This window comes from Lysobacter sp. CA196, from assembly GCF_052078695.1.
GTDB lineage: Bacteria > Pseudomonadota > Gammaproteobacteria > Xanthomonadales > Xanthomonadaceae > Lysobacter.
The window spans coordinates 1-23,540 of sequence record NZ_JBQJIN010000041.1 but is presented as its reverse complement, the minus strand read 5'-3'; the positions used below and the strand labels follow the sequence as shown (position 1 = coordinate 23,540).

At 67.7% G+C, this 23,540-nt stretch carries 18 protein-coding genes and 1 riboswitch; of the genes, 9 read left to right on the top strand and 9 right to left on the bottom strand.

Annotated features, from left to right (window positions below):
* Window positions 1-663: 663 nt before the first annotated feature.
* On the top strand, window positions 664-2,070 hold the full coding sequence (locus ACTOWK_RS22380) for a hypothetical protein (RefSeq protein ID WP_441332289.1): 1,407 nt from the start codon (window positions 664-666) through the stop codon (window positions 2,068-2,070).
* 96 nt (window positions 2,071-2,166) lie between these two features.
* Here ACTOWK_RS22380 and ACTOWK_RS22375 read toward each other — a convergent pair whose 3' ends face one another.
* The 4 genes from ACTOWK_RS22375 to ACTOWK_RS22360 are packed head-to-tail and all read right to left on the bottom strand — an operon-like array spanning window position 2,167 to window position 6,758.
* Window positions 2,167-3,807: a hypothetical protein gene (locus tag ACTOWK_RS22375; RefSeq protein WP_441332288.1), complete on the bottom strand. Its 1,641-nt coding sequence runs from the start codon at window positions 3,805-3,807 to the stop codon at window positions 2,167-2,169.
* A complete protein-coding gene (locus ACTOWK_RS22370) occupies window positions 3,804-5,285 on the bottom strand; it encodes a protein kinase domain-containing protein (RefSeq protein ID WP_441332287.1) in 1,482 nt (493 codons plus the stop codon). The genes ACTOWK_RS22375 and ACTOWK_RS22370 overlap by 4 nt, the downstream gene beginning before the upstream one ends.
* A 10-nt stretch (window positions 5,286-5,295) precedes the next feature.
* Window positions 5,296-6,057: a PP2C family serine/threonine-protein phosphatase gene (locus ACTOWK_RS22365; protein ID WP_441332286.1), complete on the bottom strand. Its 762-nt coding sequence runs from the start codon at window positions 6,055-6,057 to the stop codon at window positions 5,296-5,298.
* Window positions 6,058-6,074: 17 nt separating this feature from the next.
* Window positions 6,075-6,758 carry a vWA domain-containing protein gene (locus ACTOWK_RS22360; protein WP_441332285.1) on the bottom strand — a complete coding sequence of 228 codons (684 nt, stop codon included), beginning with the start codon at window positions 6,756-6,758 and terminating at the stop codon, window positions 6,075-6,077.
* Between the two features lie 207 nt (window positions 6,759-6,965).
* Here ACTOWK_RS22360 and ACTOWK_RS22355 point away from each other — a divergent pair, with 207 nt between their 5' ends.
* The 3 genes from ACTOWK_RS22355 (at window position 6,966) to ACTOWK_RS22345 (ending at window position 11,620) form a co-directional block, all read left to right on the top strand.
* A complete protein-coding gene (locus ACTOWK_RS22355; RefSeq protein WP_441332284.1) occupies window positions 6,966-8,090 on the top strand; it encodes an aromatic ring-hydroxylating oxygenase subunit alpha in 1,125 nt (374 codons plus the stop codon).
* Between the two features lie 4 nt (window positions 8,091-8,094).
* Complete coding sequence (locus tag ACTOWK_RS22350) at window positions 8,095-9,378, top strand: amino acid permease (protein WP_441332283.1); 1,284 nt, start codon at window positions 8,095-8,097, stop codon at window positions 9,376-9,378.
* A gap of 160 nt (window positions 9,379-9,538) precedes the next feature.
* The gene (locus ACTOWK_RS22345) at window positions 9,539-11,620 is read left to right on the top strand and encodes a phosphocholine-specific phospholipase C (RefSeq protein WP_441332282.1); all 2,082 of its coding nucleotides are present in this window, start codon (window positions 9,539-9,541) and stop codon (window positions 11,618-11,620) included.
* A 274-nt stretch (window positions 11,621-11,894) separates the two neighbouring features.
* Here the strand turns inward: ACTOWK_RS22345 and ACTOWK_RS22340 are convergent, their stop codons facing one another.
* Together ACTOWK_RS22340 and ACTOWK_RS22335 are read right to left on the bottom strand one after the other, a co-directional pair.
* A complete protein-coding gene (locus tag ACTOWK_RS22340; protein WP_441332301.1) occupies window positions 11,895-13,172 on the bottom strand; it encodes a multidrug effflux MFS transporter in 1,278 nt (425 codons plus the stop codon).
* Between the two features lie 49 nt (window positions 13,173-13,221).
* The gene (locus ACTOWK_RS22335; protein WP_441332281.1) at window positions 13,222-13,677 is read right to left on the bottom strand and encodes a VOC family protein; all 456 of its coding nucleotides are present in this window, start codon (window positions 13,675-13,677) and stop codon (window positions 13,222-13,224) included.
* Between the two features lie 243 nt (window positions 13,678-13,920).
* A riboswitch (glycine riboswitch) is annotated at window positions 13,921-14,091 on the top strand.
* Window positions 14,092-14,130: 39 nt separating this feature from the next.
* Between ACTOWK_RS22335 and gcvP the strand changes: the two genes are divergently transcribed.
* Complete coding sequence (gene gcvP / locus ACTOWK_RS22330; protein ID WP_441332280.1) at window positions 14,131-17,004, top strand: aminomethyl-transferring glycine dehydrogenase; 2,874 nt, start codon at window positions 14,131-14,133, stop codon at window positions 17,002-17,004.
* Window positions 17,005-17,105: 101 nt separating this feature from the next.
* Here gcvP and ACTOWK_RS22325 read toward each other — a convergent pair whose 3' ends face one another.
* On the bottom strand, window positions 17,106-17,714 hold the full coding sequence (locus ACTOWK_RS22325) for a DUF2846 domain-containing protein (protein ID WP_441332279.1): 609 nt from the start codon (window positions 17,712-17,714) through the stop codon (window positions 17,106-17,108).
* Complete coding sequence (locus ACTOWK_RS22320; protein WP_441332278.1) at window positions 17,711-18,418, bottom strand: hypothetical protein; 708 nt, start codon at window positions 18,416-18,418, stop codon at window positions 17,711-17,713. Before ACTOWK_RS22320 ends, ACTOWK_RS22325 begins: the two co-directional genes overlap by 4 nt.
* 577 nt (window positions 18,419-18,995) lie before the next feature.
* Here ACTOWK_RS22320 and ACTOWK_RS22315 point away from each other — a divergent pair.
* From ACTOWK_RS22315 to ACTOWK_RS22305, 3 genes are read left to right on the top strand one after another with little or no spacing between them, the layout of a single operon-like run.
* A complete protein-coding gene (locus ACTOWK_RS22315; protein ID WP_441332277.1) occupies window positions 18,996-20,255 on the top strand; it encodes a sensor histidine kinase in 1,260 nt (419 codons plus the stop codon).
* Entirely contained in the window at window positions 20,248-21,030 is a 783-nt protein-coding gene (locus tag ACTOWK_RS22310; RefSeq protein WP_441332276.1) for a LytR/AlgR family response regulator transcription factor, read from the top strand. The genes ACTOWK_RS22315 and ACTOWK_RS22310 overlap by 8 nt, the downstream gene beginning before the upstream one ends.
* A gap of 27 nt (window positions 21,031-21,057) precedes the next feature.
* The gene (locus ACTOWK_RS22305) at window positions 21,058-21,459 is read left to right on the top strand and encodes a hypothetical protein (protein ID WP_441332275.1); all 402 of its coding nucleotides are present in this window, start codon (window positions 21,058-21,060) and stop codon (window positions 21,457-21,459) included.
* A 24-nt stretch (window positions 21,460-21,483) separates the two neighbouring features.
* Here the strand turns inward: ACTOWK_RS22305 and ACTOWK_RS22300 are convergent, their stop codons facing one another.
* Window positions 21,484-21,915 carry a GFA family protein gene (locus ACTOWK_RS22300; protein WP_441332274.1) on the bottom strand — a complete coding sequence of 144 codons (432 nt, stop codon included), beginning with the start codon at window positions 21,913-21,915 and terminating at the stop codon, window positions 21,484-21,486.
* Window positions 21,916-22,181: 266 nt separating this feature from the next.
* Between ACTOWK_RS22300 and ACTOWK_RS22295 the strand changes: the two genes are divergently transcribed.
* Entirely contained in the window at window positions 22,182-22,832 is a 651-nt protein-coding gene (locus ACTOWK_RS22295; RefSeq protein WP_441332273.1) for an IS1595 family transposase, read from the top strand.
* Window positions 22,833-23,540: the final 708 nt, after the last annotated feature.

Genomic DNA, 23,540 nt, shown 5'->3' with positions numbered 1-23,540 from the left:
AATCAGATTCGACCCAATCAGAGCCGGACCGATCAGAGCCGGACCTATCAGAGCCGAGCGGCTGCGACGCGACCGGTCGCGGCCGCTCCGGCCGCGGCCGAGCGCAGGGCCGTCGCCGGCACTGCGCTCGTACTGCGCCTGTGCTGCGGCCCGGTGGTCGCCGGGACCTGGACACCATGGCGGCCGGCACCCGACGGCCGCTGCGGTGTCGCTGGTTCGACGACGTCGTTCGTCTCCCGCTCGGCTTCGATACGGGCGCTGTCGTCCAGCGGCCGACTCAAGACCCGGGGTACTCGGCTATCGCCGAAGAACAGCGGAGCCCGCCTTCACGGGAACGACGGGCTGATAGCCGCCGCACTCGGCGCCGGCCGGGCCTCGCCGCTCCACGTCGCCCCCGCCGCAAAGCGGCCATCCCCCACCCGAATGGCCGCCGATCCGGCCTCTCGGCACCGCCCGCCGGCCGTTTCGCAGGCCGGAAAGCTCGCCCCAAGGCATTGATCGAACGAGGAAAAACCGACCGTAAGATTGCCGTAAGGCAGGCCGAAGCCGTGGCGAGGAACCTGCGCCGACCCGGACCGCCACGTGCCGCCGCCGGGACCGATGCGCCGGCCGGCGCACGGTGTCCGGCACGAACCGCCCCGGCGGATTCGCAGGAGCCCGGCCATGTCCGAGTCCGACTATCCCTACACCTTCTCCGGCGACGGCGGCGACACGCTCGACTCGCAGGACGACATCGGCCCGCTCTCGCAGTTCCGCCACGGCGCCCAGGACCGGCGCCTGCTCGAACTCGCCCGCCTCGATGCCGGCCTGGCCGCCAACAACGATTTCGACGACAAGCCCTGGGGGCTGTTGTACCGGGCGCTGACCGATTCGATCGACGTCTCCGCGGACGACTTCCAACTGGTCTATCCGTCGACGCGCTGGGACTGGCCGCTGACCCAGGCCGGTTTCATCAGCGCCGCCCAGCACGACTTCTGTTCGACCGCGCCGCAGTGGAGCGCGATCGGCGCCTATGTCTCCAGCGGCGACCCGGTGCACCAGGCCTATCAACAGTTTCTCAACGTGATCCCGGCCGCGACCGAATACCCGAGCCTGCGCCAGCATCTGCACGACGCCGACGATGAACTGGTCGTGGCCACCAATCACTACACCCTGGCCACGACCTCGGCCGCCTCGGCCTACGCCAACCAAGTCGCCGACAACGAGCCCTGCTTCACCGAGTGGTTGGGCCGCAGCGGCGGTCGCGGCTACCAGGCCCGCATCGTCGCCGCCGAGACCGCAATGAACCAGGCGCAGGCGCATTACTCGGCGCTGGTCGCGCAGTGCGACGCCGACGAACTCGGCGCAGCCCAGCGCCGCTGCGGCAACGACGACTTCCAGGTGCGCCTGGCCGACCTCAACCTGATCAAGATGGCCAAGGTCCCCGACTGGCGGGTCGAGCACGACGCCAGCGCCTGGGTCGCGCAGGTCCAGGCTGGCGCAGGCCCGGCCGGCGCCACCGTCGGTTTCAGCAACCGCGAAACGCCGTACGACTTCGGCCGCAGTTGGGCCGGGCGCCAAGGCAAGATCCGCCAGTTGTTCTGGCAGGTGCGCATCAACGGCCGCTGGGAGCGCATCGACGAATTCGAATTCGACAACCAACTCGAACTGTCGCTGGATTTCCAGGCGATCGGCCACGTCGGCATCGCCCCGGGCGGCTGGTACGACGGCGAGTTCGCACGCAGCATGATCGACGGCCCCTTCGTCCACGGCTACAGCCCGTTCGGCGACGAACGCGGCCAGGCGGTGTTCGGCGAAAAAGGCTTCTTCGGCCTGGTCAAGAGCGGCATGGTGGTCGGCTACAAGCCCAGCTTCAGCATCCGCACCACCACCTCGACCTTCCGCCGCTTCGCCAACATCTTCAAGTTCGCCACCGGCCTGCGCATCGGCCCCTTCACCCTCGAAGCCGAAGGCGGCAGCGCGCGCGCCGGCTGGAAGGCCGACCCGGCGACGTTGAGTTTCACCGGCACCACCACCTCGGAGGTGCCGCTGATCATCGGCGTGACCATCGCCGAGTTGCCCAACGCCTGAGCGGCAGCGAAGCGATGCGGGTTCGCCCGGCATCGCTTCGTGGCCCGCGGTCGCGCGGCCGCGAGCGCGTCGTCGCTGCGGCGACGACGCGAAACCTCAGGGGCCGCGCAAGACCCAGCCGCAGTAGCGGCCCGAGCAGGCGCCATTGGAAGCGTCGAGCAACACGAGATTGCCGAGGTCGCCGCGCGGATGTTCGATCATCACCGGCAATACCAGGATCGCCGGCGCGGCGCGGTCCAGCCCGCGCGGAAGATCGAAACCGCGCGCGATGCGATAGCGCGGCCAACCGGCGATGCGGGCATCGAAGGATTTTTGTCCGGCGACGCCGACGCGCGCGCGCCAGCGGCTGAGGTCGAACGGGTCGGCGACGACCAGGGCGCCGCGACGCCAGGGGCCGGCCAATAGCGCGGTCGCGCTCGGCGCGGGCTTCGCACCGCGAAAGGCGACTGCGTCCAGGGCATCCGACAAGCGCGGAATCGTCGACAGATCGTCGGACGCGGGCTCGACAGCCACGCCGGTGCCGACCATCTTCTGCATGGCCGCCACTGCCGGCGGCAGCGGCGGCAGCGGCCGGCGCGCCATCACCCGCACCGCGGCCGGGATCGACAACCCATGCAGTTCCATCGCCACCTCCTGCGCGCGCGCCTGCAGGATCTGGAAACGCGGCGCGGCCTCGGCGCCGCCGGCGGCGTCGATGCGCTCGCGCACCGCGCGCGCAGCGCCGGCACGGCCGGCTTGCTCGGCTTCGATCATCAACGCGCCCAAGGCGAGGTCCGGCTGATCGTAGACCCAGGTCCAGGCCAGACCGCGCCAGGCGCCGTCGAAGGTCGGGTTGATGCGCAAGGCCTGCAGGAAATTCGTCCGCGCCGCATCGTGCCAACGGCGCAGGCTTTCGGCGTCGACGATGTCGAGCGGCCGCTCGGCGCCGGCGCCATGCCGGCCCAGGCCGTGCATGAAGGCGCCGAGCCGCCAGGTGCCGAGCTCGCGCGGCGGCAATGCACGCGAAGGATCGGCCGCCAACGCCGCGGACAAATACTGCTCGATCGCCGCGAGGCGCTCCGCGCCAGCACCCGGCCGCAACTCCGCCGAGGCTTCGCGATACAGCTGCATCGCGCCGTCGTAGCGGCCGCCATCGCGCTGCGCGTTCGATCCCTGCGCCTGCACCGCGATCATCGCGAGCTGCTGGCGATAAAAGGGATCGCCGTGCACGGCGCTGCTCGCCGCGCCACGGATCAGCGCATCGATCTCGGCCTCGCGTTCGTGTGCGGACCGCTGCGGCGGCACCGCCGCCGGGCGCGCCGGCGACGCCAGCGCATCGGCCATCGCCGCGCGCTCTTCCCCCGACTCGGGCACTACCTCGGGCACGCCGACGATCGTATCGTCGGGCAACCGCTGCGCGTTGCGCGCCGGCGCGAACAGGATCGCGGCCACCGCAAAAGCCGCCACCACCACGCCGATGCGCAGTTCGCGGTCGTCATGCTCGATCGAGCGCATCAGCAGCGCGATCAGACTGGGCACCGCCGCCATCAGCAGGGCGAGGTTGAACCAGCGCTCGTCGCGGCTGTGCAGCGGCGAGGATACCCAATGCCCGGCCACGTCCATCGCCCACAACGGCAGGGACATCAACCAGCCGGTGAACGGCGCCAGCAGGATCAAGGTGAAGAACAGCAGCACAGCGAGCTTGCCCCAGGCCATGCGGGTATAACGGAAGCGCTGCAGGGGCTTCGGCCGGCTCATCGGTTCTTGAGCATCCTAGGCAGGACCAGCATGAACATGCCGCAGGCGGCCAGGAAACCGACGCCGAGCAGGGTCATCAGGATCGCGTTCATCCAACCGTCGAGCGCCGCCGCGCCCGACCTCGGCAGCAACTGCGCGTACAAACCCTGCACGAACTGAGCGATCCGGGCGAACGACCAGGGCAGCGCCACCGCCATGCCGACACGCACCGCCATGCCGATTCGCGACGACCAAAGGCTGCTAGCGGCCGGCGCGCCGGTTCCGCGTCTCCACCCGGGCCGTTGCGCCTGCGCCACCGCTTGCGTGGTCTGCGCCTGCATGCGGGTGAGTTGCGCCTGCATCTGCGCCATCTGCGCCGCCGTCACCGCCGACACCGGGCCACGGCGACCGTGCATCGGTTCGGGCCGCGGATTCGGTTTCGGCCGCGGCTTGGCGTCGCGCGCGGTTTTGGCGATCAAATCGGCGCGCACGCAGGACGCACACGACTGGCTGGCATAGTGCTGATGCTCGCGATTGCGCGCGCACACGACCAGGCGCCCGCTCGAGGGTTGCGCATAACTGCGCAGCGCGCGGCTCCATTCGGACGCGCTCGGCCGCTCCTCGCCGTCTTTGCCGAAAGCGCGGTCGAACAACTGGCGCAGCTCCGGCGGAATCGCCGCATGCGCGCTGACCGGGCTGGGCGTCATCATCCGGTGGGCGCGCAGGCCGTAGGCGTAATAACGCTCGCGGATGCGCGCCGGAATATCGGTGGGCACGCGATCGGAGGCCGGCCGGCCGCTGTAGGGATGGATACCGAAGTTCAACAACTGGAACACGACCACGGCCAGGGCGAAGCGATCCTGGGTTTCCTCGCCGGCCGGGCCGAGCTTGCGTACCTGGAATTCCGGGGCGAGATAATCCGGGGTGACTTGCGGCGCGGAAAAGCGCTTGCCCTGGCCCTGAATGCTGAAACCGTCGCAGTCGAGCAAGGCGATGTACAGCGATGCGCGATAGAAACGCAGGTTGACCGGCTTCAGGTCGACCACGTAGTGATGCTGTGCGTGCAGCGCGGCGAGCACCGCGCTGAGGTTGGCGGCGAGGGTGACTTTCGCGCCGAGCCCGACCGGCAGCCCGGCCGCGCGCGCTTGTCGTTCCTGCAGCACTTGTTCGAGTTCGGAGGTCGACTTCACGTCGAGCGCCGGCATGGTGAAGCCGGCGAAGCGGCCGCGTTCGTCGCGCACCACCGCATGCGGCCAGGCGATCTGGACGTAGCGCTTGCCGCCTTCGACCTGGTCCGGCAGGTGCGGACGCAGCTCCAGCATCGCCTCGATGCGGTCGGTATAGCTCGGCGGGTCGACGCGCTCGTGATAGATCTTGGCGACGCTGTGGGCGTCGTCGGGCAACAGATACACGCTGCCCGCGCCCCCGCTCTTGATCAGCGCGCCCAGCTTCGAGCGCCGAGGCCCGATCCGGATGCTGCTGCCGCTATGCAGAGTCATGGCGCCCGCATCAGGCCCGCAAGGCGATCAACAGGGTCTTGTCGTCGGAGGTGATGCCGTGCGTGCGCGGGTCGTCGAGGGTACCGAACAAGGCGCGGCTGCCGGCGTCTTCGTCGACCGAGGCCAGATAGCCCGCGACCGGATCGATGAAAGGCCGGTACAACGCGGCATTGCCCTTTTCCATCGCGAACGGCATCGCGCCGTCGGACATCAGGCTCAAGCGCGAGACCGGATACGGCACCGCCAGCACGCGCAGATGCTCGCGCCAGGCCTCGCCGGTGACGAAATAGGTTTCGTTGGCGTACTCGCCGTTCTCCGGCGCCGACACGCGCGCGGCATGCGCCTGCGCATCGCCCGCTTCGGCCACGCCGAGGCCGTCGCCGATATGGAAGAACCAGCCGCGATCCGCATCGCCGACGAAACCGACCAGGGTCGCGGCATAGCTCGACAACTCCGCCTGCGCTGCGCCGGCCACGGCGCTCAACGCCGCGCGCGCGTCGAGCACCGCCGCAGCCGCCATGTCGAACACCGTCCGCTCGCTTGCCGCCGACGCATCGCCCTGTTGCGCCCAGGCCGCGGCCAGGCTGCGCACCACCGTGTCGGCGGTCCGGCGCGAACCGACATCGCTCGACGCCGCCGAACCGGCGCCGTCGCAGACCACCGCCACCAGGACGTCGCCGTCGGCATGGAAAGCGAACGCGTCCTGGCAGGGAATGCCTTTGTCGAGATGCGATTTTCCGGTGGCCGATGCCGCATAGATCCGCCAACCCATGGCCCGGGACCCGCCGCTCAGGTCGGCACCGACGACCAGGTGTCGGTCGAGGGCAACTGCGCCTGACCGCCCGGCCGCGACTGCGACACCACCTGCATGCTCGCGCTGAGCCACAGGAACAATTCGCGGAACTGCAGGCCCTGCAGCCGCTTCACGCCGGCCGCGCCCTTGCTGCTGAACTGGGCCATGACCTTGTCCTGCGAACCTTCGCCGACCGCGATCGGAAAGATCGCGACCTTGTTCGCCTGCTCGGCGTCGCGCGCATGCTTGGCCGCGGTTTCCCAGGCATCGGTCGGCGAACCGTCCGACATCAGGAACAGCCACGGCCGGGTGTAGGCGATGCCGGCCTGCTTGAAGCGCTGCTTTTCGTTCTCGACTTCGGCCAGGGCCAGTTCGATGGCGCGGCCGGTCGGCGTGGTGCCTTCGGCTTCCAGGGTCGGCGCGGTGAAATCCATCGCATCGCACCAGTCGCCGACCACCTCGGCGGTGTCGAAACCGCCGTAGCGCACCACCAGCACGCGCACGCGCTTGGCCGCGATCACGTCGGACTTGAGCTCTTGTTCCAGCAGCTTCAGGCCTTCGTTCAATTGCCGCACCGGCTCGCCGAGCATGCTGCCGGAGCAGTCGAGCACCAACACCAGCGGGGTGCGCTGCTCGGTGTTGTCGACCAGGGCTACATCGGGGATGACGGGCTGATTCATGGCATTCCTTTGCTGCATGGAGATAGGGGCCGAGTATAGCCACGAGCCGGGGTGGTCGGCGCGGGCCCCGGTCGCGCCCCGGTCGCGCCGCGCCGCATCGGCCCGAAAAATGCCGGCGAACCGGCCCTGCGCTGCGGATACGGCAGCGATGACCGGCCCTGCCTGTGGGACCTAGGCGCGGCCCCGCTGCGGCGCGATACTCGGGCCATGACCGAGCCCGCCGCCAACGTCGCCGCCGCTGCCGATCTCGCCCCGCAGGCGCTCAGCCACGCCACCGCCCTGCCCGCACGCTACTACGTCGAACCGGCCATGGCCGCGCGCGACCGCGCCACCATCTTCGACCCGGCCTGGCAATTGATCGCCCATGTCTGCCAGTTGCGCGACGCCGGCGACCACGTCGTCGCCGACTTCGCCGGGCTGCCGGTGATCGCGGTGCGCGGCGCCGACGGCGAGATCCGCGTCTTCCACAACGTCTGCCGGCACCGCGCCGGGCCGATCGCGAGTTGCGACGGCCTCGCCGCGCGTTCGCTGCGTTGCCGCTATCACGGCTGGACCTATGGCCTCGACGGCGTGCTGCGCTCGGCGCCGGAGATGGCGCAGGCGCCCGACTTCGATCCGGCGCAGATCCGCCTGCCGCAGTTGCAGGTGCGGGTCTGGCAAGGGCTGGTGTTCGCGGCCTCGAACCCCCGCCTCGACTTCGACGAGGCCGTCGCCGGCATCGATGCGCGCATCGGCGCCGAGCGCGGGCTCGAACACTACCGCCACCATCACCGGGTCGGTTACGACGTCGCCTGCAACTGGAAGGTCTACGTCGACAACTACCTCGAGGGTTACCACGTTCCGCACATCCATCCCAGCCTCAATCGCCTGCTGGATTACCGCAGCTACATCACCGAAACCGCGCGCTGGTATTCCTACCAATGGAGCCCGCTGGAAAGCGGCGACGGCCTGTACGGCAGCGGCGACGCGCTGTACTACTGGCTGTGGCCGAACACCATGCTCAACATCCTGCCGGGGCGGCTGCAGACCAACCGGGTGGTGCCGATCGGCGTCGACCGTTGCCGGGTCGAGTTCGATTTCTACTACACCCCCGACGACTCGCTCGAAGCGCGCACGCGCCGCGAGGCCGACCTGGAGTTCAGCGACGAAGTGCAATTGGAAGACCTGACCATCTGCGCCGATGTGCAACGCGGGCTGGCTTCGGCCTCGTACGTGGCCGGACGCTTGAACCCCTTGCGCGAAAACGCCGTGCATCACTTCCAGGAGCTGTTGCGCGACGCCTATCGCGACGCCGGCCCGGCCGCGATTCCCGCCGCCTTGGTGGAGCGCTAGTCGCTTGCGCACCACGCCCGCGAGCGCACGCCCGCTGGGCCTATGGACCGCGACGGCGCTGGTGGTCGGCAGCATGATCGGCAGCGGCGTATTCCTGTTGCCGGCGGCGCTGGCGCCTTATGGCGGCGCCAGCCTGATCGGTTGGGCGATCACCCTGTGCGGCGCCTTGCTGCTCGCTTTCACCTTCGCGCGCATGGCGATGCGCTGGCCGCACAGCGGCGGGCCCTACACCTATGCGCATCGCGCCTTCGGCGACAGCGTCGGCTTCGTGGTCGCCTGGAGTTACTGGATCTCGATCTGGTGCGCCAACGCCGCCATCGCCGTGGCCTTCGCCGGCAGCCTCGGCGCGCTCGCGCCGCAGTTGACCGCGACACCTGCGCGCGCCGCGGCCTGCGCCCTGGCGGCGCTCTGGATCTGCGCCGGCGTGAACCTGGCCGGGGTGCGCGAAGCCGGCCGCATGCAGCTCGTCACCACCGCGCTGAAATTGTTGCCGCTGTTGCTGTTCGGCGCGGTCGCGCTGTGGTGGCTCGATCCCGCCACCGCGTTTCGCCCGTTCAATCCCGGCGGCGGTTCGCTGTCGCAGGTGGCCAACGCGACCGCGGCGCTGACCTTGTGGGCACTGCTCGGCCTGGAAGCGGCGACCGTGCCGGCCGGCGCCATCGCCAACCCCGAACGCAACGTGCCGCGTGCGACGGTGATCGGCACCTTGCTCGCCGGCATCGCCACCATCCTCGCCTGCACCGTGGTGCTCGGCCTGGTGCCGGCCGAAACGCTGCGCCAATCGCCATCGCCGATGGCCGATGCCGCGGCTTCGCTCTGGGGCCCGGCCGCCGGCCTCGCGTTGGCGGCGGTCTCGGCGGTGTCCTGCTTCGGCGCGCTCAACGGCTGGACCCTGCTGTCCGGGCAATTGCCGCTGGCGGCGGCGCGCGACCGCGTGTTTCCGGCGTTCTTCGCTCGCGTCGATGCGCGCGGCACGCCCCGGCTCGGCATCGTCTTCGGCAGCGTCCTGGCCAGCGCCCTGGTGCTGTCGAACTACAGCCGCTCGCTGGTGCAGGTGTTCACCTTCTCGATCCTGCTCTCGACCGCCGCGACCTTGCTGCCCTACGTGGCCGGCAGCGCCGCCTGGCTGCTGCGCGGCCAGGGCGGCCGCAGCCGCATCGTCGCCGGCTTCGCCCTCGCCTTCAGCCTGTACGCGTTGTGGGGCATCGGCGGCGAGGCCTTGTCGTGGGGCGCGCTATTGATCGCGGCGGGCCTGCCGGTGCATCTGCTGCTGCAACTGCGACGCTGAGCACCGCCGACTGAGCACCACCGTCTGAGCACCGCGCAATGAGCGCTGGCGCACAAGTCGGCGCGCCGCCCCCGCCGCGGTAACCGCGATGCCACGTTGCACGAGCAGGCTGGAAGATCGGCTGCCCACCGATTCCCCCGAACGACTGCACGGATTACCCATGACCGACCATCAACGCCGCGACTTCCTGCGCAGCGCCGCCGGCGCCACCGCCGCCGGACTCGCCCTCAACCTGTTCCCGCCCAGCATCCGCAAGGCGCTCGCGATTCCGGCCGCGCGCGTCACCGGCACGATCCACGACGTCAAGCACGTGGTGATCCTGATGCAGGAAAACCGTTCCTTCGACCACTACTTCGGGGCGATGCGCGGCGTGCGCGGCTTCGGCGACCGCTTTCCGATTCCGCTGCCGAACGGAAAGCCGGTGTGGCACCAGCAGACCGCGCAGGGCCGCGAGATCCAGCCCTATCACCTCGACACCACGACCACGAGCGCGCAGCGCATCGGCGGCACCCCGCACACCTGGCCCGATTCGCAGGCCGCCTGGAACAGCGGCCTGATGGACCGCTGGCTGCCGGCCAAGACCGAGCGCTCGCTCGGTTACTACCGCCAAACCGACATCCCGTTCCAGTACGCGCTCGCCAACGCCTTCACCCTCTGCGACGCCTACCATTGCTCGCAGCAGACCGGCACCAATCCGAACCGCTTGTTCCATTGGACCGGCACCAACAATCCGGCCGCCGACTGCGGCGGCCCGGCGATCGTCAACACCTTCGACGACTACGGCCCGGCCAACGAAGGCTATTGGTGGACGACGTATCCCGAGCGCCTTGAGCAGGCCGGGGTGAGTTGGAAGCTGTACCAGGACATGGACGACAACTTCACCGACAACCCGCTCGAAGGCTTCCGCCAATTCCGCGCCGCAGCGCCGGGTTCGGCCCTGGCCGAGAAGGCGCTCAAGACCTGGACCCTCGACGACCTCGCCGCCGACGTCCGCAGCGGCCATCTGCCGCAGGTGTCGTGGCTGGTCGCGCCGGCGAAGTACTCCGAGCATCCGGGGCCGTCGGCGCCGATCTGGGGCGCGGACTACACCGCGCGCGTGCTCGATGCCCTGACCGCCGACCCCGAGGTCTGGGCGCGCACGGTGCTGATCGTCAACTTCGACGAGAACGACGGTTTCTTCGACCACATCCCGCCGCCGGCGCCGCCCTCGCTCGACGGCCAGGGCGCCTACCTCGGCGGTTCCACCGTCGACCTGCGCGGCGAGCATCACCGTGCGCGTTCCGGCCCTTCGCACGGCACCTCCAGCGACCCGGCGATCTATTACGACCGCCCCTACGGCCTCGGCCCGCGCGTGCCGACCTATGTGATCTCGCCGTGGAGCCGCGGCGGCTGGATCAACTCGCAGGTGTTCGACCACACCTCGGTGATCCGTTTTCTGGAACGCCGCTTCGGCGTCATGGAGCCCAACATCAGCCCGTGGCGGCGCGCGGTCTGCGGCGATCTCACCAGCGCCTTCAATTTCGTCGACCCCAACCGCGAACCGATCCCGAACCTGCCCGACACCCGCGATGCCGACCGCATCGTCGCCGAACAGAGCCGTCTGCCTGCGCCGAAACCGCCCGCACTCGCGAGCGCGGCGCAACAGGAACGCGGCATCAAGCCCTCGCGCGCCCTGCCTTACGACCTGCAGGTCGGCGAACGCATCGATGCCGGCGCACGGCGCGTGCGCCTGCACTTCGGCAACACCGGTCGCGCCAGCGCGGTGTTCCATGTCTACGACTTGCTCGACCCGAACGCGATCCCGCGCCGCTACACCGTCGAGCCCGGCAAGTCCTTGCACGGCGAATGGGCGCTCAACAGCGACGGTGCCCGCGCCTACGCCCTGCAGGTGTTCGCACCGAACGGCTTCTTCCGCGAGTTCCGCGGCTCCCTGCACGGCGCCAACCCCTCGGCGACCACCGTGCCGGACCTGCGCCTGCGTCGCCGCAAACTGATCCTGGCCCTGCGCAACACCACCCACAAACCGGTGCGGCTGAGCCTCGCCGATCAATACGGCCTGTACGAAGCGCGCCTGGAGCGTTTGGGCCCGGGCACCACCCGCCAGCGCCCGATCCGTCTCGACGAAAGCCATCAGTGGTACGACTTCGTGCTCACCGACGCCAACGACCCCGAGTACTACCGCCGCCTCGCCGGCCGCATCGAAACCGGCGCGCACGGCATCACCGATCCGGGGTTGATCTGAGCTCGGGTCGAATGATCAGTTGAGCGAAGGCATAGTCGCCGGCCGCACCGGCGGCGATGCCGGGGCTTTCGGTATCGGCCACAGATAACGAACCCACCTACCGTTCCCCCCCTTTGGAAAAGGGGGGTTAGGGGGGATTTGCTTTGGCTCTTGCTCTGGCTCGATCAACAACAAGGCAACAGCAACAGCAAATCCCCCCTGCCCCCCTTTTTCAAAGGGGGGAACAGCTCGCAAAGAGCGGATAACGAGGAAGCAGCGAAGGCGTTGCGATCGCTTACAACGACTCTTGCGGCTCCACCGCGGCGGCCTCGTCGCCCTGGCTCGGGCACGAGGTCTTCGACACGCGCGCTTCCCACTGCCAGAACAGCCAGGCCACCGCGGTCAGCACCGAGGCCGCGACCGCCAGCGACACCGCGCTGGCGCTGATCAGCGGCGACAGCACGCCGGCCATGACCGCGTTGACCACCAGGCCGGAGAAGGCCTGCAAGGACGAAGCCGAGCCGCGCTGGCGCGGGTACATGTCGAGGATCGACAGGGTCACGATCGGGAACACCAGGGCGATGCCGAACGCCGACACGCACATCGGCAGCACCGCCCACGGGATCTGCGGAGCGTCGGTCCACAGGTTGTAACCCAGGTTCATCGCCACGCCGACGAAGGAAAACACGAAGCCCCAACGCACCAGGCGGTCGCCGCTGATCTTGCCGGCCGAGCGGCCCGACACGAACGAGCCGAGCACCATGCCACCGATGGTCGGCACGAAGAACCAGCCGAACTGGCGCTCGTTGAGCTTGAGGATGTCGAGCACGAACGCCGGCGCCGAGGCGATGTACAAAAACAATGCGGCGAAGTTGAACGCCCCGGTCGCGGTCAGGCGCTGGAAACGCGGGTTGAGGAAGATCGCGAAATAATCGCGCAGCAAGCGCTTGGGCTTCAGCGGCAGGCGCGCCTGCGGCGGATGCGTTTCGGGCAACAGGAAGATCGTCGAACCCAGCAGCAACAGCGAGAAGCCGACCAGGAACCAGAAGATCGCCGGCCAGTGCGCCCAGCCGAGGATCCAACCGCCGATGATCGGCGCGATCGCCGGCGCCACGCCGAAGATCATCGTCACCTGACTCATCAGGCGCTGGGCGTCGTCGCCGTGCAGCACGTCGCGGATCACCGCGCGGCCGACGATCAGGCCAACGCCCGCCGAAAGACCCTGTACCGCGCGGAAGAACAGCAAGGTCGACAGATCGGTCGACAAGGCGCAGCCGACCGAGGCCAGGGTGAACACGCTGAGCCCGCCGATGATCACCCGCCGGCGCCCGATCGTGTCCGACAACGGCCCGTGGACGATGCTCATCAGCGCATAGGCGATCAGATAGACGCTGATGGTCTGCTGCATCGCCAGCTTGTCGGCGCCGAGCTCGGCGCCCATGACCGGGAACGCCGGGAAGATCGTGTCGATCGAGAACGGCCCGAACATCGCCAGGCCGCCGAGCAGCAGGGCCAGCCGGCGGATCGACAAGGTCTTGCTGGCCGGCGCGGAATCGGGAGCGGAGGTATTAATCGGGGTCACCTGTCGAGGAGCGCCAATCGGAGAGCGTCGGCTCGGGGCCTCAGCTGGGAGCGTGGGAGGCGTGGGTGTCGATCGGCACCTCGTCGGGCGGGCCCTTGAGTTCGACCACATTGCCTTCGGGGTCGAACAGGTACTGCGACGGCCCCTCGCCCTCGGCGCCGTAACGCGAGCCGAAGTCGCCGATGCGCACGCCGTGCGCTTCCAGATGGGCGACGATCGCCTCGCGGTCGAAAGGCTCGGCGCGCAGGCACAGGTGGTCCATGTTGCGGGCCTCGGCGCCGGCCGGCGCGCCGCCGAGGCGGCCGAGCTTGCCGTCGACGTCGACCAGGTCGATCAGGGACAGGCCGGCGCGCAGCTGCACCAGGCCGATCGCGTCCTGGCGCCGTTCCAGCCGGCAACCCAGCACATCGCAATAGAAAGCGATCATCGCCTCGGTGTCGCGCACGCGCAGCACCACGTGATCGAGTTGCAGCAGTTGGAACGGGGGACGGTCCATGCAGGGAGCTCCGGAAGGGACCGCGACCATGTTACGGCGAATCGGCCAGCCTGAACCGGGTCGTGGGGTCGAAACCGGGGATGAAGCCGGCTGCCGCCAGCCCCGGCAACGTCGCCCCGAAGCCGCCGCTGCGGCTATAATCGCGGCTTGAAACACCCGGTGGGAGAAGCGGCCCGGCCCCTCAGCCAGGCCCGCTGCCGAAGGCGCAACGCCCGTAATCGCTCAGGCCCCATACCGCCGCGTGTACAAAACTCTGGAGAGACCGCCTGCGTGCGCTGAGACAGCGAGGCAGAACCGGCGCCGAAGGGGCACGAAGCGAGCGCGGACAGGAGCGGCCCCCGGGCCATCCCCTCCCCTAGCTGCCTGACCGCAGCACGCTTTTAAACTCTCAGGCAAAAGGACAGAGGGGCGCCTCGCGTGCGGCACCGCACGCTGCCTTCGGACGCCCCTGCCATGAGCCCAGCCGCCAACAGCGCAACTTCCTTGCGCGATCTCGAGCACCACGACGCCTTCATCGAGCGCCACATCGGCCCCAACGACGCCGAGATCGGCCACATGTTGGAGCAGGTCGGCTACGACTCGCTCGAAGCCCTGACCGACGCCATCGTCCCCGGTTCGATCAAGTCGACCCAGCCGCTGGCCCTGCCGGCCGCGATCAGCGAGGTCGAGGCGTTGGCCAAGATCCGCGCCATCGCCACCAAGAACCAGGTGTTCCGCAGCTTCATCGGCCGCGGCTACTACGGCACCCACACCCCGAACGTCATCCTGCGCAACATCCTCGAGAACCCGGCCTGGTACACGGCCTACACGCCGTACCAGGCAGAGATCTCGCAGGGCCGCATGGAAGCGCTGATCAACTTCCAGACCATGGTCGCCGACCTGACCGGGATGGAAATCGCCAACGCCTCGCTGCTCGACGAAGGCACCGCCGCCGCCGAAGCCATGACCCTGGCCAAGCGTTCGGCCAAGTCCAAGTCGGAGACCTTCTTCGTCTCCAGGAACATCCACCCGCAGACCCTGGAAGTGCTGCGCACCCGCGCCGAACCGCTGGCGATCGAACTGCACATCGGCGACGACGCCGAAGCGGCGACGGTCGACGCGTTCGGCGCGCTGCTGCAGTACCCGGACACCTTCGGCGCGGTCAAGGATTACCAGAGCGTCGCCGACGCCGTGCACGCACGCGGCGGCATCGTCGCCGTCGCCAGCGACCTGCTCGCGCTGACCCTGCTCAAGGCACCGGGCGAATGGGGCGCCGACATCGTCGTCGGCAACACCCAGCGCTTCGGCGTGCCGTTCGGCTTCGGCGGCCCGCACGCCGGCTTCATGGCCTGCCGCGACGCTTACAAGCGCTCGATGCCGGGCCGTCTGATCGGCGTCTCGGTCGACACCGACGGCAAACCCGCTTACCGCCTGACCCTGCAGACCCGCGAGCAGCACATCCGCCGCGAGAAGGCGACCAGCAACATCTGCACCGCGCAGGTGCTGCTGGCGGTGATGGCCAGCATGTACGCCGTCTACCACGGCCCCGACGGCCTGACCCGCATCGCCCGCCGCGTCCACCGCCAGGCTGCGATCCTGGCTACCGCGCTCGGCAAGGCCGGCATCGCCGTCGGCAGCGGCTTCTTCGACACCCTGCACGTCAGCGGCATCGACGCGAACGCGATCCACGCCAAGGCGCGCGCGGCCAACATCAATCTGCGCGAGATCGATGCCGGCAGCCTCAGCATCAGCCTCGACGAAACCGTGACCCGCGACGAACTCGTGGCTCTCGCCGGCGCGTTCGGCGTGCAGCTCGACATCGACGCGCTCGACCGCGAAGCCGTCGACGCGATCCCGGCCGCGCTGGCGCGCACCTCCTCGTTCCTGCAGCACCCGGTGTTCAACACCCACCACAGCGAACACGAGCTGCTGCGCTACATGCGTTCGCTGGCCGACAAGGACCTGGCGATGGATCGCACCATGATCCCGCTGGGCTCGTGCACAATGAAGCTCAACGCCACCGCCGAGATGATCCCGGTGACCTGGCCCGAGTTCGGCAACATCCATCCGCTCGCCCCGGCCAACCAGACCACCGGCTACACCCAACTGATCGACGAACTCGAGGCGATGCTGGTCGAGTGCACCGGCTACGACGCGGTCAGCCTGCAGCCGAACTCCGGCGCCCAGGGCGAATACGCCGGCCTGCTGGCGATCCGCGCCTATCACCGCTCGCGCGGCGAAGGCCACCGCGACATCTGCCTGATCCCCGATTCGGCGCACGGCACCAACCCGGCCTCGGCGCAGATGTGCGGCATGACCGTGGTGGTGACCAAGACCGACAGCAACGGCAATGTCGACGTCGACGACATTCGCCGCGCCGCCGAGAAGTACAGCGACCGCCTCGCCGCGATCATGATGACCTACCCGTCCACGCACGGCGTGTTCGAGGAGGAAGTGGTCGAGATCTGCGAGATCATCCACAAGCACGGCGGCCAGGTGTATACCGACGGCGCCAACATGAACGCCCTGGTCGGCGTCGCCAAGCCCGGCAAGTGGGGCTCGGACGTCTCCCATCTCAACCTGCACAAGACCTTCTGCATCCCGCACGGCGGCGGCGGCCCCGGCGTCGGCCCCTGCGCGGTCAAGTCGCACCTGGCACCGTTCCTGCCGAAGACCGTCGACGGCGAAGGCATCGTCGGCATGGTCAGCGCGGCGAGCTTCGGCTCGGCAAGCATCCTGCCGATCTCGTGGATGTACGTCACCCTGATGGGCACCACGGGCCTGCGCAAGGCCACGCAAGTGGCGCTGCTCAACGCCAACTACATCGCCAAGCGCCTCGCCCCGCATTATGAAACGCTGTACACCGGCCGCAACGGCCTGGTCGCGCACGAGTGCATCCTCGACCTGCGCCCGATCAAGGACGCGACCGGCATCAGCGCCGAGGACGTCGCCAAGCGCCTGATCGACTTCGGCTTCCATGCTCCGACCCTGAGCTTCCCGGTCGCCGGCACGCTGATGGTCGAGCCGACCGAGAGCGAATCGCAGCACGAGCTCGACCGCTTCATCGACGCGATGATCCAGATCCGCGACGAAATCCGCGCGGTCGAGGACGGCCGCCTGGACCGCGAGGACAACCCGCTCAAGCACGCCCCGCACACCGCCTCGCAGGTCACCGCGAGCGAGTGGACCCGTGCCTACCCGCGCGAGCTGGCCGCGTTCCCGCTGCCGACCCTGCGCCTGCAGAAGTACTGGCCGCCGGTGTCGCGCGTCGACAACGTCTACGGCGACAAGAACGTCATGTGCGCCTGCATCCCGATCGACGCCTACAAGGAAGAAGTCGAGGCTTGAATACCGGCCGGGTTGCATTGAAACGATAAGAAAAGGCCCCGCGAATGCGGGGCCTTTTTTATGCGGCTGCGGCGACGCGATGCGTTCGCCGCGCCTTGCGCTTACTTGGCGAGCTTGAGCTTGCCGGCGATTTCGTCGAATTCCGCGACCGTCGACGGCGACAGGTTCGGACGCCCGGCCAGGATGCCGATCGTGATCGTGCCCTTCACGTAATAAGTTTCGCCGGCCTCGACTTCCATGTTGAGGATGTCCTTGGCTTCCGAGTGCACGGTGTACTCGTGCGCGCCCGGCTCGACCGCGACCACGAAGTACTTGCCGCTGCGCAGCTTGCCCAGCTCGACCGCGCCTTCGCGCACCTTGTAGCCCACCGCGCCGCCAACGAACTTGGCCGGACGGAAGAACACGATCTGGCCCTTGCCGGCCGGCGGCGCGGCGATCAGGCCGTTGCTGGCCGCAGCCGGCTTCGCACTGGCCGACGCCGTCGCAGTCGCGGCCGCCGGTGCAGTTGTCGCCGCGCCGCTGGCTTCGACCGCGGGTGCGGTGTCGGCCTCGTGCTTGGCCTCCGCCGAAACGCCCGCCTCGGCATTCGGGACCTGCTTGGCCGGATCGGAAGGCGCCTTGCCGTTCCAAGCCAACGAACCGCCGGCGGCGAAGGCCGACACCGGCAGCAACAGAGCAATCAACAGCACACGCGACGACATCGACTTCATTGGACAGCTTCCCCAGTTTGGGTGGTGACGGGTGATTCGGTGGTGGCAACCGGTGCGGGGGCCTGGACCGGCGCCGCGGCAGAAGAACTCAGGTCGACGTCCTGCGCGGTGCGCGCCTGGGCCTGGGTATAGGGGGGGATCTGGATCTCGCCGCCGCGCATGAACATCGCGAACACCCCGACCGCGATCGACAAGCCGATGACCTGGCCCGACTTGTCGACGCCGGCGGCGCCGATGCGGAAACTGCGCAAGGGAATCTGCCGGCCATCGGCTTCGAGATAGCGCGCGGCGAGCAACAACTCGCCCGGCTTGCCGCCGCTGCGCGAGCGCTCGGCATGGATCACCTCGCCGACGCCGGTGGTGCCGGCGGGCAGTACGAGTGCACCGTCGACGCTCAGCGCTTGCGCCAGGCGCAGCCCGAACTTGTCGCCGCGTTTCAGCATGGCCGAGCTCAGAGGCTGCAGGGTTTCGAGCAGCACGTCGGTACCGGCGAGCAGGCGGCGGGCATCGGTGCTACCGGTGGCTGCCGACGGCAACACCGGCGCCGGAGCGGATGCGGAAATGGATGCTGGAACCGGTTCGGACACCGGCATCGCTGCGGGTGCGGGTGCGGACAGCGCACTCGGCGTTTCGGAAGCCGCCGGCAACGGCTGCGACTGATTCATCGCCAGCGCGGCGATCAACACGGTAGACATCGAAAACATGAAGGCGGCCCCCAACCGTCCTTGGCGGACGTCACGCTATCGGAACGCCGAGGCTTTGCCAAGCAGGTTTTTCGCCTGGAGCGCCGATTCAATGCTGGTCACGTTGCGGCCGTGGCGGAGGCACATTGCCGCCCATCGCTCGGCGGTCAGGGCCGAGAGGCACGTCGGCGATCTTTCGCTGCCTGACTCATTGCCCTCCTCCCCCTCTCAGCTTCGCACTCCTTACGGTCGCCGCGAGCGGGAGAAGGTGGCCGAAGGCCGGATGAGGGCACGGCAAGGTACCCCCTCACCTACCTCTTTCAGCTTTGCATTCCCTAGAACCGCCATACGTAGAGGCGTCATAAGCGACAGGGTCGCCAGAGGCGACAAAGAGGCTCATCCGCATCGCCCCCGGCTCGCACGCAGCTCGCACGCGGCGCATCGGTCGGAGCGCCCGGCGTCGACGCACCCGGCCGACGCTTCGTTCCGCCCCGACCCGGTTTCGTCGCCGACTCCCCCGGCTTCGTCGCGCCCCCACTTCCGCCCGGCCGGCAGACGACTATGCTGCGTCGCACCCAGGGACCTTTCGGACACCGTCGTGATCAGGAGCTTCTTCTTCATTCTCCGCCTGGCGGCCGCGTGGTTCGGCGTGTTCCTGCTGATGGCGATGCTGTCCTCGGCCACACCGGGGCTGGAACACCAGGACACCTCGCCGCTGTTCATCATCGGCATGCTGGTCGTGGCCTACGTCGTCACCAATGCCTTCTCGCATCTGCGCCGGGTGCGGCTGATCGCCGGGCATGTCGATCGCGGCACCCTCGCCAACCGCCACCGCCGCCAGATCGAGGTGCCGTTCGAGGCCGGCGAGGTATTCGATCTGCTCGATGCGGCGATCCGCGAACTGCCGCGCGTCGAGGAGATCGAGAGCGCCCGCGACAGCCTGCAGGTCAGCGCCAAGGTGCAGCGCCCCAACCTGTACGGACGCAGCCGCACCGACCGCCAGGGCGTGGTGCGCAATCACAGCCGCTGGACCCGCAACCAGATCCTCGCCACGGTCACGCCCGGCGAGGACAGCGGCAGCATCACCCTGATCTGCGAACCCGAGACCGGGGCCTGGAGCGACTGGTTCCGGGTCGACGGCGGCACCAACCTGGAGAACGCCGAGGCGATCGTGCGCGCGATCAGCCGCCGCATCGCCGAACGTCGCCGCACCGAACGCGTCAGCACCACCCGCACGGTCACCGAGAAAGAACTCGCCGTGGCCAAGCTGAGCCTGCTGCACGCCCAGGTCGAGCCGCACTTCCTTTACAACACGCTCGCCAGCGCCCAGTACCTGACCCGCAACGACCCGCCTCGCGCGGACATCATGCTCGGCCACCTGATCGACTTCCTGCGCCGCTCGCTGCCGCGCACCGAGGACGCGCAGTCCACCCTCGGCGACGAACTCGACCGCTCCCTCGCCTATCTGGAAATCCTGAAACTGCGCATGGGTGCGCGACTGGCGCTGCAAATCGATGTGCCCGAAGAACTGCGCACGATTCCGCTGCCGCCGATGATGCTGCAGACCCTGGTCGAAAATGCGATCAAGCACGGCCTGGAGCCCAAGCCCGGCGGCGGCACCGTGTGGATTCTCGCGCGCCGCAACGATCACCGCGTCGCCATCACCGTCGCCGACGACGGCGAAGGCTTCAACTCCACCAACGCCGGCACCGGCATCGGCCTGCGCAACGTGCGCGAACGCCTGCAACTGGTGTACGCAGGCGACGCCCAACTCGCGGTCGTCGCCAATTTCCCCAACGGCGTCGCCGCGACGATCAGCGTGCCGCTGGTCGCGCGCGAGGAATCCTCTTATGTCTAAGCTCCCCCCTTCCACCGCCCTGGTCGCCGAAGACGAGGCCCTGCTGCGCCAGGCGCTGATCGATTCCCTGCGCAGCGCCTGGCCGCAGTTGCAGATCGTCGCCGAATGCGAAGACGGCGCCGAAGCGCTCGAGGCCCTGGCCGAGCACCGCCCCGACATCGCCTTCCTCGACATCCGCATGCCCGGCCTGACCGGCATCGATGTCGCCACCGCCGCGGCCGAGGTCAGCCCGCAGACCCAGATCGTGTTCGTCACCGCTTACGACCAGTACGCGATCGACGCCTTCGAGCAGGGCGCGATCGACTACCTGCTCAAGCCGGTCACGCCCGAACGCCTCGCCGTCACCGTGCAGCGCCTGCAGCAACGCAGCGCCGCCACCCAGACCGGTGCCGATGCGCTGTCCGAGCTCGCCCAGCAACTCGCGAGCCGCGAGCCCAAGCGCGGCGCGCCGCCGCTGACCTGGATCACCGCGAGCACCGGCCGCGAGACGCGCCTGATCCTGGTCGACGACATCGCCTATTTCCGCGCCGACAACAAATACACCACGGTCGTCACCGCCGAGGGCGAAGCGCTGCTGCGCAAGCCGATCCGCGAACTGCTCGACGTGCTCGACGCGACGATGTTCAAGCAGATCCACCGCTCGACCATCGTCAACCTCAAGGCCATCGCCTCGATCGTCCGCGACGACAGCGGCAAGGGCAGCGTGCGCCTGCGCAATCGCCCGGAAACCCTGACCGTCAGCCAGCCCTTCATGACCCTGTTCCGCACGATGTAACGCGGCAACCCACGATCCAGGTGACCTATGCGCAACTTCACGGCTTTGCTGTACTACCTGTTCGCCTTGCTCGGTTGCGATATGGGTGCGACCACCATCGTCCACCGCGCCAGCGCCAACGGCGTCGACATCATCGACAGCGAGGTGCGCGTCACCGACCGCATCGCCAAGTTCGAATGCCTGGCCAGCCAGAGCGGGCAATGCCACTACACCCTGTTCCACCACGACTGCGCCGCGGTGGCGAGTACGGGCGCGGCCAAGCAGCCGGCCGCCGATGCCAAGCCCTGCACCGGGCAAGCCTTCGAACGCTTCGCGATGATCGCCGGCACCGACAAGGAAGTGATCGGCCTGGAACCGGGATTCAAGCTGTGCGTCAGCGCAGAGGACCAGGCGATGACGGCCGACTGCAAAAACGCCGGTCACCCCTGACGACGCCCGCACCGCAACCCCGTTTCAATCGCCGCGTTCGACGAACTCGACCTCGGCGATCCAGTTGCGCTGGCGTCGGGCCAGACGCACCGCATGGGTCTCGTCGTCGAGCGCCGACGGCGACCGCCGCAACAAGGCCTCGTCGACACCCTCGAAGGTGTTGACGTTGACCACCGCATACAGGACCCCGCCGATGCGGCTGGTGACCACCGGCACCACCCCGCATCGCATGCAGACATGGAAATCGGCGGTCTGGGTACCGAAGTCGTAGCGCGACACCAACGCGGGCTCGTTGAGCCGCACCCGCAGCGACCCCGTCGGACACGAAGTCCACACGCCCCCATGCTTCGTGCAGAACGAGCAAGTGCAGGCACGCGCCGGGATCTCGCTTGGCTCCGGCCGCCAGTCGAGATCGAAAACGATATTGCCGCAGTGACAAGTTCCGTGGATCAGCATGGCGACCTCGATAAATTGGTCATAGATAGTATGTGGCTGTTGCTGTTGTTGCATCAGCCGTTGCTGTTGCTGTGCGTCGATTCGCACTTGCGAAGGCAATAGTAGGCCCGAAGGGCGGCCCGCATGGATGCGGGCCGTTTTTCATCGGGACAAGGATGTCCCGTATGAAAAAGCCCTGCGTCGGCATCGCTCGCGCGGGCTTGTGATTCAAAACAAAGCATTTTTCTTGGGGCTGTCCTAGATAAGCACTTCATCTAGGATGGGAAATGGCCATAACTCGTTGTCGGATAAGCAAAATTCAGCAGAACAAGTTGCTGGAGCTGTTCGTTGCCCAAGTCACCGCCCGAACCGCTGCCGATCTGATCGGAATCCATCGCAATTCCGCTGCGCTGTACTACCACAAGCTGCGTCAATGCTTGGCCACAAGAATGGCCGAGATCGAACCCGAGCTGGCCGTATTCGAATGCGATGAGAGCTACTTTGGCGGCGTACGCAAAGGCAAGCGAGGGCGTGGTGCGGCTGGCAAGGTATGCGTGTTCGGCATCTTGAAGCGCGGCGGCCGGGTGTATGCATTACCGGTGGCTGATGCCAGCAGCAAGACACTGCTGACAGCCTTGAAAACAAGGGTAAAAGCAGATTCTGTGGTGTATACCGACAACTTGGCCAGCTACAACATCCTAGATGTGTCGGGCTTCAAGCATCACCGAGTGAATCACACCAAGACCTTCGTGGGTCGACGGGGCAACCACATCAACGGAATCGAGAATTTCTGGAACCAGTCCAAGCGTGTACTGCGCAAGTACAACGGCATACCGCGTAAGAATTTCTTCTTGTTCCTGAAGGAATGCGAGTTCCGATTCAACTACGGAACGCCAAGAGAACAGCTCTCTACCCTTCAAGCTTGGGTCGGTCTATAACGCTTATCTAGGACAGCCCCTTTTTCTTTGGTTACCTTTCTTTTGTTGCTTTAGACAAAAGAAAGTAACCCGCCGCTTTAGTGGCGGAAGCTTTTGGCGTTTGATCTAGATCCTGATCTTGCTTGGATGATACGCCGCGAGACCGACGCGGCGCGGTCGCGGCTTGCGCCGCTCCTACCCTGGCTCCAGCCGGAAGCGTCGCGAGGCTGAGGCGCCGTGGTCGCCGCTTCTAGGGTAGGAGCGACGCGAGTCGCGACCACGCCCTGTCGGCCTCCGGCGTTTCGATCAAGCTAGAGCAAAGCTTCCGTCCGCTGACGCGGCCGGGTTACTTTCTTTTGCTAAGCCCAAAAGAAAGGTAACCAAAGAAAAGGGCTCTCCTTGCAAGGGCACAAGCCCGCGCGAGCGATGCATACGCGGGGATGCTCCAGACAGGCCATCCATGGCCTGCTTGCGCACGGCCCGCATCCCTGCGGGCCGCCCTACGGGTCTGCTGTTGACCGGCAAAGCGGCAAAGCGGTAAAGCGGTAAAGCCGCAAAGCGGATCAAAATCACGGCAACGGCAACGGCAAAAACAAAAAAACAAGGGGCTGTCCTAGATAAGGATTCGATCTAGGATGCGAAATGGCGATAAGTCGTTGTCGGATAAGAAAAAAAGACCAACTTAGGCTGGTCGAGCTGTTCGTGGCCCAAGCGACAGCTCGTACCGCC